The sequence below is a fragment of the Mesorhizobium sp. M7A.T.Ca.US.000.02.2.1 genome (assembly GCF_003996995.1).
GTDB lineage: Bacteria > Pseudomonadota > Alphaproteobacteria > Rhizobiales > Rhizobiaceae > Mesorhizobium.
The window spans coordinates 1-14,317 of record NZ_RZTT01000127.1 but is presented as its reverse complement, the minus strand read 5'-3'; the positions used below and the strand labels follow the sequence as shown (position 1 = coordinate 14,317).

Below are 14,317 nucleotides of genomic sequence, written 5' to 3'. Positions count from 1 at the left end.
CGTCGCCGCGGTCAAGGAGGCAACGGACGGCAAGGGCGCCAACGTCATCCTCGACATGGTCGGCGGCGACTATGTGGCGCGCAACTATGAGGCCGCTGCGGTCGAGGGGCGGATCGTCCAGATCGCCGTGCAGGCCGGTGCTGTCGCAAGCGCGGACTTTTCGAAAATCATGGTCAAGCGGCTCGTCCACACCGGGTCGACGCTGAGGCCGCGAACCGTCGAGTTCAAGGCAGCGATCGCGGCAGCGTTGGAAGCGCAGGTGTGGCCGTTGCTCGGCACGCGCAAGGTTGCTCCTGTCATGGACATGATTTTCCCGCTCAGCGAAGCCTGGCGGGCGCATGAGCGGATGGAAGACGGCGAGCATATCGGCAAGATCGTGCTCGACGTCGGCTGACAGCGAGCGAGGTCAGCGCCTCACTGCCTACAAGATGAACAGAAGCTTAATGCTGCAATGCAGCATTTGCATCATTGCTATGCAAAATCAGCCATTCAAGTCCTCATCGATGACGCCTATTTGAGCACCATCGAAACGAACATCATTTTGGAGGACTACCATGAACCCGATCCGCGCTTTCCGTAACTGGCGTATGTACACCGAGACCGTCCGCGAACTGAACCGTCTCAACGCACGTCAACTCAGCGATCTCGGCATCAACCGCGCCGACATCGAAAAGATCGCCCGCAGGGCTATCTAAAGCCACGTCTGGTCCGCTCCGGCGGACCAAGCCGTGGAAGCCAGAGCCGCACCAGACGACTTTTGTCGCGGTTCCGAGCCCGCTGGACTCAGTCCGGCGGGTTTTGTCGTTTTGGGGCCGGCAACTGCATGCGGCTCGACAGCAATCTGAGGTTGACCTCAGCTTTCAGCATGGCATTTTGATCCTGCGGGTATCGGTTGGCGTGTGGGAGCGCGTTGACGATCCGAGCCGGCAAGACGCTGACTCTGAAAGGGCCGTGCGCTCTCATGTTCGATGATCTTACGGACAGGATCTACGAGGCCGCGTTCGTGCCGGATTTGTGGGCGGGTGCGCTCGAAGCGGCTAGCGAGCTTTCGAGTTCGGCTGACGGCGCGATCTTCCTGTTCAGCGACGGCTCCCCTGTTCGCGGCCGGTTGAGTGACGAGTCTCCCGGGCATGGCAATTCCCTTGAAACCGTCCGCTCCCTGTTCGATGAATTCATTGCCGGCGACAGCTGGAAATTCTCCGATGCGATTCAGCGCATGTGTAGCCTGCAACCGGCGAGTTTCGTGCAGGTCGAAGATTTTCTGACTGCCGACGAGCTTGAGCATGATCCGGTACGGATACAATTGAGGGCGGCAGGTATCGGCGCTCACATCTGTTCGGCTGTTGCCATGCCGAGCGGCGAACTGGTTACATTTGTCTTTCAACGCTGGACGCGGGACGGCACCTACGATCAGACGTCGATCGACAGGCTCGACCAGCTTCGCCCGCACTTTTCGCGTGCCGGCCTGGTATCGGCGCGGCTGGGTATGGAGCAGGCCAAAGCGAGCGTCTCGGCGCTCGAGGCCCTTGGTCTGCCGGCGGCGGTAATGACCGCATCGGGACGCGTGCTGACGGCCAATGTGCTGCTGGAAAACATGCCATCCGTTTTCATCGCCGCCGCACATGGCGGCATGGCACTTGCCGACGTATCCGCCAATGAGCTTTTCCGGCAAGCCATTACGCACAATTTGCAAGATCGGGTCGTGCGTTCCATCCCCATTCCAGCCAGGGAAGGCCAACCGGCGCTGGTCATTCATCTCCTGCCGCTGCGCCGTGCCGCGCACGAGATCTTTTCCGGTGCCGACATTCTGGTTGCGGCGACGGCGATGAGCGCCAGCGCCACCGTGCCGTCGCCAAGCCTGCTTGCCGGCCTGTTCGACCTGACGCCCGCAGAGGCGCGGCTGGCGGCCGCCCTCGCGCAAGGGCGGCCGTTGAAGGAAGCAGCGGCAAGCTCCAACGTCACCGTCAAAACCGGCCGCACCTATCTCGAACGGATATTTGCCAAGACCGGGACGCGGCAACAAAGCCAGCTTGTCGCTTTGTTGAAGAGCGCGGAACTGCCCAGTCGCGGATGAGAAAGGGCCGCTACAGCTGCCGCTCAATGTCCAAATGCGGAGAAGCCGAGCGCCACCAGGGTTCCTCCCAGCGCGATGTCCGCATGCTTTCGAAAACGACTGTAAAATCGCTGCGCAACCGGTTGGGAGATACAAAGGCCGAGCAGCCCAAACCAGGCAATGGCGATGGCAAAGACCAGCACAGCCAGGGGTAGGTGCGTTGCGCCGCGCGCATTCAGATTCAGCGTGGAGGACGCGAAGAACAATGCGGTTGCAGGATTTGCCACTGCCGTGAAAAAGCCCAGCCGAAAATACCTCGTGATTGGAACGGGCTTGGGCACGTCGAAGCCAACCTTGAGGGACAGCGCCCGCCTCATCGAATTCCAACCGATGAAGACCAGCATCGTGCCGTAGAGGCTTGCGGCTATCTGGTGTGCGGCGTCCCCCCAGGGCAACGCTCCGGCGCCGGTCGCGACGACGGTCGCCAGCGAACTCGCGCCCAAGGCAACACCGGCGGCGGCAGACAGAGCCGTGGCGCGCGAAGCGGTTAGCGCGGCTTGCGTGACGACGGCGAAGTTGGCGCCGGGCAGCATTGCCACCAGCGCATAGGAAATGGCGAATGGAAGCAACCCCGCCACCACGGCGTGTCCGGTTTCGAACATCTACTTTCCCCGCATCGGCAACGGCCCGCCTCCTCAGGGCGGGCCGCTGCAATCGAGGGCGGAACTTGCACGGAATGCTTTGCCTCCGACAGTCGGCATATGCCGACTGTCGGGTTCCAAAATCAGGTTGCTACCTGCGCCCGGTGAGCGGTTCGGTGCTCTTGAGCAGCGCCACCAGTTCACTCTGCTGGCGGGTTTCGGTCTTGGCGAAGATGCGTTCGAGATAGGTGCGGCCGGTCTTTACTGTGATGTTGGACGCTGCCGCGACCTCCTTCAGCGAGCGTCCCGATGCCAGTTCCGTCGCCAGGCGGGCTTCGGCCGGCGTCAGGTCGAATAGCTCGCGGACATGCAACTCGAAGCCATCGGGAATACGGCGGGCGACCTCCGTCACCATGACCACCGCACAACGCTCGGACGCCAAGCCATAGGCGCGGGCATCGACGAACGGCGCCACCGACAGCACCAGTCGCGCCAGGCCGGATTGCCGGCGATCGGACGGCACCAACAGTGTACCGCCGACGCCCGGTATAACCCCGTCATGCAGCGAGCAGGCGTCGGCAACGAGCCGCTCCAGCTCCTGCGTATCCTCGACACTGGCGGCCGCGATTGTGCCATCCCTCAATCGCAACGGACTGTCGGGCCGCGACAGCATCGCTTCGGCGGCCTCGTTCATCTGTGCGATCTGCTGATGGCCGTTGATCAGAAACACGCCGAACGGCAGATGCGAAAATGCCGACGCCAGGGCCGACGTTTTCTCCAGCTGCTGGCCGATCTGTCCGGCGCGCCGCATGTGCGGCACGATCTTGCGCAACAGGTCGATGTCGTCGGCGCCGAAGGTTTCCTGGCCTGGGCCGCGATCGATGCTAAGCATCCAGTGCGAGTCGTGCGAAGAGAGCAGATTGGAGACGAGGCCGTGATACATGTCGCGCGGCCGCAGCCAGTCGTGCCAGAGTTCGCGGCGGCGGAACGCCGCCACCTCGTCCGTCAGGGGCCAGCGACTGACCACGCCGAGGGGCAAGGCGGCCGATGCCGCCGCCAGCGGATCGCGCAACAGGGCTTCGATGCCCTTTTGCGAGGTGAACTCCGGATCGAAATCGGATGCAACCGCATCGAATGTGTGTGGGCTGATGCGCACGATGCAGGAGCGCGAGCCTCCGAACAGATTGCGCAGTTCAGTTACCGCGTCGAACCAGCGCTCCTGATCGTAAGCGGCCTCATAGACCTTGCCGACCACTGCGGAGACCGCTTCGATGCTGACGTCAGCCATTGACCCTTCCGGCGTTCAAGGATTGTCGTTGGGGAGAAAGCCTAAACATGCGGATCATCTCGCGCAAGTTGTGACGCTGTGCAGCCAAGTTGTGATGGGTCCAGGTCAAGCCCAGGAACATTAGAAGAGACTAATCTGTGGTTTTGGAGTCACAGCCTCGTACAGCAAGGTCGTAACGGCCCGACAAAGCGACGAACAGTCGTCATATGACGACTGTTCGGGATGCCTCGCCATTGTCAGGTTCGGATTATCGCTTGTTGGATCTCTTCCAACGTTGAGCCGAACAATCGTTGTGGGGTGGCTGGAGGCATCAAGTCTGGTGCAAGGCAACCCTGCGGCGTCATTCTCGGGGGTGGAATGTTGGTTTTCTCTTTGAAAATTCGCCTGTCGCTTGTGCTTGCCGGGACGATGCTGCTGCTGACGACCGGCAGCGGCTTTGCGCAGTATCGCTGTCTGATTGACGACGGCACCGATGGTGGTGCGACCTCTTCCGGACCGAACAGCTTAGCGTGTGGCTCCCAGGCCAGCGCCAATCCGCCTGATCCGGCGAGCCCCACCTTTGGCTTTGCAACGGCTGTCGGAACCTTGGCTGAGGCTGAGGGGGACATATCGACCGCAGTGGGGGCTTTCGCAACGGCCAATGGGCTGGGTGCCAGCGCGTTCGGTGCGAGTTCCAAGGCGACAGGCCGACTTTCAACGGCGACAGGCGCTTATGCGGAAGCAACGAGTTCGCAGTCCACCGCTACGGGCTACCATGCAATAGCGTCGGGCCCTGATGCCACCGCGACGGGACAGAGCGCCCAGGCCACGTCGCTCTATGCGACTGCGACCGGTTCGGCGAGCAGGGCCTTGGGCTACGGTTCAACGGCTACAGGCTACGACAGTCAGGCGAAGGGATCCACCGGCGAGGGAGGGGCAACGGCTACCGGAATGAGCAGCAAGGCACTGGGCGATTACTCGGTCTCGAATGGCTATTCCGCGTCGGCTTACGGAGACAACAACACCGCTGTTGGCGCGCAAGCCGTTACCGGTGGAACCTCATCGAATGGCTTTCAGAACAGGGCAAACACCGCGCTGGGCAGCGGCGCCTCGGCGGGCATCTCCGCCGATGGGCAAGTGAATTCGACGGCGGTCGGAGCTGGCGCCGCGGCCAATGCCTCGAACGCCCTGGCGTTGGGCAGCGGTGCGAAGGCCAATCTCGACAATTCCATTGCCATCGGCCAGGGCATTGTGACCGACCGCACGAACCAGGTTAAGCTCGGCAGTGCCACGAACACCTATACGCTATCGGGTGTTGCCTCGGATGCCAGCAGGGCGGAGCAGGTTGGCGTCACGCATCTGGTGACCACGGACGGTGCCGGCAATCTGGCGACATCCACCTTTGACATCGCAGCGTTGAACGACCTGCCAGACAACATCGCGGCTCTCGACGGGCGCGTTGGCGCGTTGGAGTCCGGCTTCCAGAACCTTGGCGGCGAGATCAGCGAAACCCGCACGGAAGCGCGTGCCGGCACCGCGCTGGCGTTGGCGACAGCGGGACTGCGCTACGATGACAGGCCCGGCAAAATGTCGCTGGCTGGCGGCTTCGGTCATTTCAAAGGGCAATCGGGGCTGGCGCTCGGCCTTGGCTACAACACCAGCGAGGAGTTCCGCATGAACGCCGCCGTATCGGCAACCACCGGCCGTGGCGATGTCGGCGTCAGCGTCGGAGCCTCATGGACACTGAACTGACACGGCCGGGATGATGCGGGGTTTGGGGTTTCAGCATTCCGTGCCGTTGCAGTGGCGGGCGCCCGGTTGGCGGACTTCGGGCGCCCGCGGTTTTTTCGCCGCATTGACCATCGCGCCGATGGCCGTCGCGGTGCCTGCGCAGCCCGCGCATGCGCAAGCCAAGGAAAAACGGGTGGGGCAAAAGACGGCGCGGCCTGCCGGTATCGACCGCAATGGCGTGCTGATCCTGATCCGCGGTGCGCTTTTGGCGCTCGACCAAGCCAACAAGACCGGTAACTACACCGTTTTGCGCGATCTCGGCTCGCCGAATTTCCAGGCCAACAGTGCGGCAGGGCTCGGCGACATCTTCGCCAACCAGCGCAAGCAGGCACTCGACTTCGGCGCCGTCGCGGTGCTCGAGCCGCAGCTAACCTTGCTGCCTCAGATCGAGCCGAACGGTATGCTGCACATGGCTGGCTTCTTCCCGTCGGTACCCTTGCAGGTCAATTTCGAGCTTTTGTTCGAGCCGGCCGACCGGCGGTGGAAGATCTACGGCGTGTCGGTCAACCTGACATCAGGTGGCCCGCAAGCGCCTGACACGCCGATGGCCGAACAGCCGAACCCAGCCGATGCCGGCCCGCCGCCGGAGGGGCCGTCGATGGCCGTACAGCCGAAGAAAGAGACCAAACCGGTCAAGCCGTAGCGTGTGGAGCGTTCATGCGCTGGTCCTGCCAAGTCCTGTGCTTAGCCTCGATGTCGGGAGCACCTGAGTTGACCGATGAAAAAAGGCTCCAGAGGTACATTTGCATACTCGACCCAACCAACGCATGGACGGTCTGGGATTGCGAGATGGAGATGCCGGCTTCACTGGGAGGCCAGCTTCTGACCGGGCGGCCGAAGGAGCGAGCCGAGGCTGCCCGCGCAATTCTGGAGCGTATCCACAAAAGCAAGATGGATGGTGGCAAACCAAATCGGCTCCTCGATTAATCGTGCCTTCTGCGCTTCGTGGCGAGACCGCTGTCATGGTCGGCTCGGCCAGTTGGCGCGGGCTAGAGGCGGACCGTCGGCGCCGACAAGCTGATCCTTCGGATCAAGCTCGAAAGCCGGCTCTTTGCTGCTGCCGGCCATGTTGTGCAAGGGGCAACATGGCTGGCTATGCAAGGTAGCTCGGGCCGACGGTTTTAGTGCGGCTTGTCGCCCCACTCGCCGGTAAATTAGTCGAATGGAATGTGTATCGTCGATGCAACAGTCCGGCCCCCGCAAGAGGTCATTGGCGGCACAAAGCGGCGGACCCTCGTCATTTGACGACTAGGAAAGCCGGCGGCATTCGATCAGCCATTGGCAGGAAACACTGACGATCGCTTCGGCTCCCGCCGAGGGCGATCTGTCGGGATCGGGCTGGGGCACTACATGAATCTCAACAATCGCAATCGTCGCTATCGCAACCGCTTGCTGGTCAGCACGGCGATGGCCGGGGCGACGCTGCTCGGCTTGGGCCAAAATGCCGACGCCGCCTGCACGCCGGCGGCGCCACCCAACTATGTCTGCTCCGGCGTCAACACGACCGGCCAAATCGTGCCGTCCGGAATCGGCCTGCCGCTCGACGCAGGCGATCTGCTGACCCTTCTGCTGGCGCCCGCCAATCCGGCTGTTACCACTGACCCTGGGTTCAGTGTCTCCACCAGTGATCCCTTCGCGCTCGGCATACTGGGCAAAGGTGCGGTCAGTTATACCGATGCCAATTCTTCGGCGCTAAGCTCGACGACGGGCATAGGCCTTGGCGTCGTGTCGCTGGTTCCGCAGGTGGCGCCTCCCTATTACGGACCGAGCCCGGGTGGCGCAGTGACCATCGATACCAATGGTGCCTTGACCGGCGCCCTGATCGGCCTCGCCGCCATCAATACCGGCGACGGCGCCACCGCCGTCAACGCCGCCGGCGATATCACGGCGACCGGCGCCAATGGCTATGGCGTCCTCGTCTATTCGCTAGGCTCGGATGCCGACGTCACCACCGGAAAAGTGAGCGGCACCAATGTCGGCATTTCCGCGATCAACCAGGGGGCGACCGCAGCCCTGAGCATCACCGCCAATGGCGACGTGACTGGCGGCACCGGCGACGGCATCCATGCCGTCAATGGCGGACAACAACTCGATGTCGTCAATACGATTCTGAATGGTACCGTGACCTTTTCAGGCCCGACCGTCCCTGCTGGCAGCGATCTGAATGTCACCGCCTACGGCAAGGTGACCGGCGGCCGGTACGGCATCTTTGCCTCGAACGATGGCAGCGGCGCCACCAGCATCATAGCCACGACGGCTGCCGTAGCCGGGTCAAGCGAAGACGGTATTTATGCCACCAACGGCACCACGGCGACCGACCTGACGGTGAGTGCCGCGGCGGTTAGCGGCAAGGGCGGCATCGCCGTCACCAACAACGGCACAGGCTTCACCAGCGTTACGGCGACGGGCTTGGTGACTGGGGCAAGCAACAACGGCATCGATGCCTACACAGACGGGGCCGGACTGACGGTGAGTGCGGCGGCAGTCAATGGTGGCTACGCCGGCATCTATGCCCAGAACAACGGGACCGGTGCCACCAGCGTGACCGCGACGGGTACGGTGACCGGAACCGCCGACAACGGCATCGATGCCTATACCACGGGTACGGGCCTGACAGTGAACGCCGTGGCAGTCACCGGCGGGACCAATGGTATCCGCGCCTACAACAGCGGCAACGGAGCCACCGGCGTGACGGCGACCGGCATGGTGACCGGAATAGGCACCGACGGCATATACGCCTTCAACGCCGCCACCGCGACGGGCGGCCTGACGATCGACGTCACGGCAGTCAACGGCCACGAAAACGGTATCAATGCCGATAACAGGGGAACCGGTGCCACCACCATCACGGCGACAGGCACGGTCGAAGGCGGCAACGCCGCGATCAAAGCAATATCGTCCGCGGCCCAGGCGATTTCCATCACCACCAGCGGTCTGGTGCGCAACAACGCGCAAACCTCCGCGGCGCTGGCAATCGATGCATCGGGCGGCCCGGTGGCCTTCAACAACAATGGGACCCTGATCGGCACGGTCAAGCTGGGCGCAGCAGTGGGCAATGTCGTCACCAACGGTGGCAATTGGGCCACCGCCGGCGGCAGCAACGCGTTCAGCGGCGGCACGTTGGTCAACAATATCGGCAACAACATTTATGCCGCCAACCTCGGCGCAACCGTCGCCGTGACGACGACGTTCAACGGCTTGGCCAGTTTCACCAACAAGGGCCAGTTGAGCATGATGAATGACGTGGCTGGCGACATCACCGAGCAGACCGGTGGCAATGCGGCCTTCGCCGCCGGCTCGGTGCTGGCCGTCGACGTCAGCGGTGCCAGCGCGGATAAATTCACAACCACGGGAACTGCCGATATCACGGATGCGATTCTAGGGGTGCGTGTCGGCGGCCTTGCCATCGGCACCTACACAGTGCTGACGGCGAATGGCGGGCTGACCGGTACGTTCAATAGTGTGACCGGCGCCACCAGCACTCCATTCCTGTCTGTGACCGACACCTATGATGCCAACAACGCCTATCTCGACGTGACCAAGGTGCGCGACTTCGCCGATGCCGGGCTGACGCCGAACCAGATTGCCACCGGTGAAGGGCTGGACAGCCTGACCGGTGGGGCTGTGTTCAATGCCGTTGCCGGTCTAGCCACCGACGCCGAAGCCCAGGCAGCCTTCGACCAGCTTTCGGGGGAAATCCACGCCTCGGCCAACGGCATGCTGGTCGAGGACAGCCGCTTCGTCCGCGACGCAGCGACCAGCCGCATCCGCGCCGCTTTCGGCGATGTTGGCGCGGCCGCATTGCCGGTCATGGCCTATGGCGAAGGCGGCCCCGAAATGGTCGCCGCCGACACCGACCGTTTTGCCGTCTGGGGCCAGGCTTTTGGTTCCTGGGGCAGCACGGACTCCGACGGCAATGCCGCCGCCTTCGATCGTTCCACCGGGGGCCTCCTCGCGGGCGCCGACACGCTGGTGGGCGGCTGGCGTGTCGGTTTGCTCGGCGGCTACAGCCATTCGAGCTTCGATGCCGACGACCGAAACTCCTCCGGCAAGAGCGACAACTATCACCTTGGCCTCTATGGCGGCACCAACTGGGGCGCTATCGCTTTCCGCACCGGTGCCGCCTACTCCTGGAGCAGTCTTTCGACCAAACGGTCGGTTGCTTTCAACGGGTTCACGGATGGATTGTCGGCCGACTACGATGCCGGCACCGCGCAAATATTCGGCGACCTCGCCTACAGGGCCGATGCCGGACAATTCAAGTTCGAGCCCTTCGCCAACCTGGCCTATGTCAGCGTCCATACCGACGGCTTCACCGAAGACGGTGGCGATGCGGCACTGACCAGCGCCGGCTCGAACACCGATGCCACCTTCACCACGCTGGGCTGCGCGGTTCCTCGGACTTCGCGTTTGGCGGCATGAACGCCACGGTGCGCGGCATGCTCGGCTGGCGTCATGCCTTCGGCGATGTCACGCCAACCTCCAGCTTCGCCTTCGCCGGCGGCGATCACTTCACCATCGCCGGCGTGCCGATCGCCAGGGACAGCGCGGTCGTCGAGGTTGGGCTCGACTTCAACATGTCGGCCAACGCGACGCTGGGCCTGTCCTATACCGGCCAATTCGGCGGCGGCACGGTCGACCAGGGCGCCAAGGTCGATCTCGCCGTGAAGTTCTGACGGCAACAGGTGGCGAGCAGCAAGAAGCGCACCGTCACCACGGTAATGGCAAGAAACTGCTGGAGGTTGCATGGTCAAGTCAAAGGTCGATTTCCACACGAAGCATGAAAGCGGTTTTGCCCCAACACAGGGATGTAAACTGCCATTCGACACGGACCTTCTGGAAGGCGAGGCCAAGGCGCGAGAGAAATTGCTTGGCAAGCAGAACGCTTTCCTTTCCAAGACAAGACGCTCCGCCAAAGACGTCGACCATCTGATCGAAGAGATGGTCGCGTTCGAAAAGATCCGGTCTGGACACTATTGGCGAGACTATCGGGCGGACCTGATTGCGCGGAACGTGCGATCGGCGGTTGGCAAAACAGGATCCTTGCTCGATCTAGGCAGATTGTCGCAACGACCAGCGACCAGCACGGTTATGATACCACGCCTCGATATACCGGACCTGGGGCCCGTTCCTTTTGGCCCGGTCGAACGGGGGGAATTGCAGAGGATCGACCTGAACACGGTCGATCGAGGAACCTACTTCGACAAGTGGTTCAACTATAATGGACGGTGGACGCTCACCCAACTCTACGATCATGCCGTGACCGATCCGGTACCGCTCTCGATGGATTTCGTCAGTGCCAACAATCTGGACCCATACGATTCGGATGGCCTGCGCGCCACGAGCGAGACCGGCATCTGGTTCACCTATGTGCCGGACATGGACGGCTACGTGACGGTTTTCTGGCTATCGGACCGCGTGACCTATCGCCTGTTCAGACAATACTATCCTCGCGATGCCGACGGCTGGGCGAATGGCTGGCTCTCGGTGGAAGGAGTTGTCGGCATCTGGACGAACAATTCATTCGCGGGTCGCGACTACGTCGAAATTTCGAGCAGCAACGGCAATGCGCACGACACGCTACAAGCGAGCGGGGTCCTTTTCATTCACAACAGTACATATCCCGTCCAGGCAGGAAAGCCGGTCCATGTGCTGATCGGAACGCGGTCGAAAGTCTTTAGTGTTTGCGACGGGACGGGCATCAATTTGGGGGCGGGCGTTGTCGCGCGAATTGACCACCCCATTTCCATCTTCACGCGAGCGGAGCTGGAGCCATATTCGCCATTCTACTGAACCTGGATGACAACTGGGCCGCCACCGTTTCGAGACATTCGAACCGGGATAAGGTGGAGCTGTCGGGCCGATAACCGGCAGGCCGGAAAGCCGACGCGCGATTTTTGTGCCGTCCATCGAACAGGGGGCGGCCGCGCTCCGGGCGATCTGGCGGTCTTGGGAGCGCGCAGCGCACGCGGTGCGGTCTTTGCTCCAAAAACGTTGCGAAACGACCCGAGAGCGGTTATACAGACCGCGAATTTCCCATTTTGGTGGCTCTAAACCACCGCCCGCGCGGGAACGCGGGCGAACGAGAAGGATTTGTAAAAATGGCCAATACGCTGCTGATGCCCAAGGCGACCGCCGTCTGGTTGGTCGACAATACCGCACTTTCCTTCGAGCAGATCGCGCAGTTCTGCGGACTGCATCCGCTCGAGGTCAAGGCAATCGCCGATGGCGAAGCGGCGCAAGGCATCAAGGGCATGGACCCGATCATGACCGGACAGCTGACCCGCGACGAGATCGCCCGTGCCGAGAAGGACCCGAACCAGCGCCTGAAGCTTTCGGACCCCAAGGTGCGGGTGCCCGAATCCAAGCGCAAGGGTCCGCGCTACACGCCGCTGTCGAAGCGCCAGGACCGGCCGAACGCGATTCTGTGGCTGGTGCGCAACCACCCCGAGCTCAAGGACGCGCAGATCTCGCGTCTCGTCGGCACCACCAAGTCGACGATCGAACAGATCCGTGAGCGCAAGCACTGGAATTCGGCCAATCTGCAGCCGATGGATCCGGTCACGTTGGGCCTCGCCTCGCAGATCGACCTCGACATGGAAGTCAATCGCGCCTCGCGCGGCCGCGAACAGGCGCAGCCGGTCGGCGACACGCTGCTGCCGGCGGCCCTAACCGAGCGGCTGGTGCCGGCTCCCGAAAAGCCGAAGGACGAGGATGCCGAACTCGACGCCAATGCCGTGTTCGCCAAGCTCTCGGCCTTGAAGTCGAAGAACACGGACAATGACGACGACGAGTGAGGTTGTCTGACATTCCAAGAAAGCCCGCTTCGAGCGGGCTTTTTTTGTAGCTGCGTCAGGTTTCAGCTGCGCGCCGCGCGATCCGGCGCCATGCCATAATCCTCGCTGCGCTCCACCGCCCGGTAGAAGTCGGCAAGCTGCTTGCCACGCTCCGGCTTGAAGATGCGGCCGGCGATGACCACCGAGGCGATGCGATCGATGCGGAAGGCGCGAAAATCGTCGCGCATCTCGCACCAGGCGACCAGCGTCCACACCTTTCCCCAGAACCACAGGCCGAGCGGGCGGATATCGCGGGCGGTGCCGCGGCCGGCCTCGTCGGAATAGTCGATGGTCAGCACCTGGCGCTTTTCGACCGCGCGCTCGATCAGGTCGATGGCCTCGCGGGCAGCGTCGCTGACCACCCACATCGGCGTGTGGATCTCGGTGCGGGCAATGCGGTCCTTTTCGGCATCGGGCAGGACGGCGCCGATCTTGACCAGCGCTTCGTCGGCGGCGCGCGCCATGGCGGCACCGCCAAAGGCACGCACCATGCGGGCGCCGGCGACCAGCGCGACGATTTCGTCACGCGTGAACATCAGCGGCGGAAGGTCGAACCCCTCCCTCATCATGTAGCCAACGCCGGCCTCGCCGTCGATCGGCACTCCGGTCGACTGCAGATCGGCAATGTCGCGATAGATGGTTCGCTCGGAAACCTCGAGCCACGTGCCGAGCTTCTGGGCGGTGACCAGTCGGCCACCGCGCAGATGCTGCACGATCTGGAAGAGCCTGTCGGCGCGGCGCATCGTATGGTCCCTCGGCGTTGTCTCTATGCATGTCGCCCAAAACCGGTCCACCTTTGGGCGGCGTGCATGGTGTTTTCGCACATGCCGTTATCCCAAAACCGCAGAACACTTTTGGGCGGCGTGCCTCATGGTTTCAGCCCTTCGCGCTTGCGCTGCGCGGCGACGAACTCCGCGCCAAAGGACAGTTTCTTCGTCGTCGGCGTTTTCGCATCGAGCACACGCCAGAACGGTGCCACGTCACTCAGCGTCATGCCGCGCTGGAGGTCCTCGTTGGCGGCTTCGGCAACAGTGCGCAAATGATAGCCTATGGTGACCGGGCATGTCACTTCGGCGCCATGCTCGAGGGCAAGTGCTGTCCGCAGCGCACGCACATCCATCTCGACGCCTTCGGGAATCGAGCGGATGAAATCATCGATCTGGCGCGCTGTCGGCACCAACATCGGCTGGCCCTCGACGACATCGGCCATCGTGCGCGGCGTCGGCTTGACGCCGTTGATGCCTGGCGTGTTCAGTCTGTCGTTCCAACTCTTCATCGATCGTCCTTTCGACCGCCGATGCACGGGTGTCTGAGGTTCGCACCATTGCACGCGCCTCCTGACAGCATACTGTCAGGAGGCTTCAGCATACTCCTTGGCGAACAGCGTTCGCATCTGCACGAGGTCGCTGCCTCTTTCGGGGTAGAGCGTCTTCAGAAAGGCGAGTGCGAAGGTGCCTGGTGCCGAACCGGGCGAGGAAACAATTTTGCCGTCGGCCACGGCATGCGGCACATCCTGATAGAGGCTGTCGCCGGCATAGCCGGCCTCATGACCATTGATCCATTCGCGGCCATTGCTGGTATGCTTGGCCTTCTCGAACAGGCCGGCGCGGGCCAGCGCCAGCGTTCCCGCGCAGATACCGCCGACCACGCCGCCGCGCGATGCAACAGCATTGAGCAGATCGGCAACATCCGGCGGTGCCTTGCCGGCCCACTCATCGGAGCCGATGAC

15 protein-coding genes are annotated in these 14,317 nt (G+C 62.7%); 10 read left to right on the top strand and 5 right to left on the bottom strand.

Annotation, left to right across the window (positions count from 1 at the left end; genetic code table 11):
• The 3 genes from EOD15_RS14530 to EOD15_RS14520 all read left to right on the top strand — a co-directional run.
• On the top strand, positions 1–394 hold a 394-nt coding region (locus EOD15_RS14530), incomplete at its 5' end, for a zinc-binding dehydrogenase (protein WP_148129552.1).
• A gap of 160 nt (positions 395–554) precedes the next feature.
• A complete protein-coding gene (locus EOD15_RS14525; RefSeq protein WP_013529236.1) occupies positions 555–695 on the top strand; it encodes a DUF1127 domain-containing protein in 141 nt (46 codons plus the stop codon).
• Between the two features lie 266 nt (positions 696–961).
• Positions 962–2,074: a helix-turn-helix transcriptional regulator gene (locus EOD15_RS14520; RefSeq protein ID WP_127319747.1), complete on the top strand. Its 1,113-nt coding sequence runs from the start codon at positions 962–964 to the stop codon at positions 2,072–2,074.
• Positions 2,075–2,097: 23 nt separating this feature from the next.
• On the opposite strand, the gene EOD15_RS14515 is transcribed toward EOD15_RS14520, so the two are convergent.
• A complete protein-coding gene (locus tag EOD15_RS14515) occupies positions 2,098–2,715 on the bottom strand; it encodes a LysE family transporter (protein ID WP_127319749.1) in 618 nt (205 codons plus the stop codon).
• A 130-nt stretch (positions 2,716–2,845) separates the two neighbouring features.
• Complete coding sequence (locus EOD15_RS14510) at positions 2,846–3,982, bottom strand: helix-turn-helix transcriptional regulator (protein ID WP_127319751.1); 1,137 nt, start codon at positions 3,980–3,982, stop codon at positions 2,846–2,848.
• A 222-nt stretch (positions 3,983–4,204) separates the two neighbouring features.
• On the opposite strand from EOD15_RS14510, the gene EOD15_RS36755 reads away from it, so the two are divergent.
• The 7 genes from EOD15_RS36755 (at position 4,205) to EOD15_RS14480 (ending at position 12,549) form a co-directional block, all read left to right on the top strand.
• Positions 4,205–5,713 (top strand): YadA-like family protein, encoded by a 1,509-nt coding sequence (locus EOD15_RS36755; protein WP_245463674.1) that lies wholly within the window; start codon positions 4,205–4,207, stop codon positions 5,711–5,713.
• A gap of 13 nt (positions 5,714–5,726) precedes the next feature.
• Positions 5,727–6,395, top strand: a complete 669-nt coding sequence (locus EOD15_RS14500) for a hypothetical protein (RefSeq protein ID WP_127319755.1) — start codon at positions 5,727–5,729, stop codon at positions 6,393–6,395.
• A 68-nt stretch (positions 6,396–6,463) separates the two neighbouring features.
• Positions 6,464–6,679: a hypothetical protein gene (locus EOD15_RS14495; RefSeq protein ID WP_127271747.1), complete on the top strand. Its 216-nt coding sequence runs from the start codon at positions 6,464–6,466 to the stop codon at positions 6,677–6,679.
• 423 nt (positions 6,680–7,102) lie between these two features.
• Entirely contained in the window at positions 7,103–10,174 is a 3,072-nt protein-coding gene (locus tag EOD15_RS14490) for an autotransporter domain-containing protein (protein ID WP_245463673.1), read from the top strand.
• On the top strand, positions 10,171–10,428 hold the full coding sequence (locus EOD15_RS36750; protein WP_245463672.1) for an autotransporter domain-containing protein: 258 nt from the start codon (positions 10,171–10,173) through the stop codon (positions 10,426–10,428). The genes EOD15_RS14490 and EOD15_RS36750 overlap by 4 nt, the downstream gene beginning before the upstream one ends.
• A gap of 70 nt (positions 10,429–10,498) precedes the next feature.
• Positions 10,499–11,545, top strand: a complete 1,047-nt coding sequence (locus tag EOD15_RS14485; protein WP_127322007.1) for a hypothetical protein — start codon at positions 10,499–10,501, stop codon at positions 11,543–11,545.
• A gap of 308 nt (positions 11,546–11,853) precedes the next feature.
• On the top strand, positions 11,854–12,549 hold the full coding sequence (locus EOD15_RS14480) for a DUF1013 domain-containing protein (protein WP_013529237.1): 696 nt from the start codon (positions 11,854–11,856) through the stop codon (positions 12,547–12,549).
• Positions 12,550–12,611: 62 nt separating this feature from the next.
• Here EOD15_RS14480 and EOD15_RS14475 read toward each other — a convergent pair whose 3' ends face one another.
• The 3 genes from EOD15_RS14475 to EOD15_RS14465 form a co-directional block, all read right to left on the bottom strand.
• A complete protein-coding gene (locus tag EOD15_RS14475; protein ID WP_013529238.1) occupies positions 12,612–13,331 on the bottom strand; it encodes a YafY family protein in 720 nt (239 codons plus the stop codon).
• Between the two features lie 125 nt (positions 13,332–13,456).
• Entirely contained in the window at positions 13,457–13,864 is a 408-nt protein-coding gene (locus tag EOD15_RS14470; RefSeq protein ID WP_127322786.1) for a hypothetical protein, read from the bottom strand.
• A gap of 75 nt (positions 13,865–13,939) precedes the next feature.
• Positions 13,940–14,317 (bottom strand): DJ-1/PfpI family protein (locus EOD15_RS14465; RefSeq protein ID WP_185929000.1); only part of this gene is annotated, 378 nt, incomplete at its 5' end.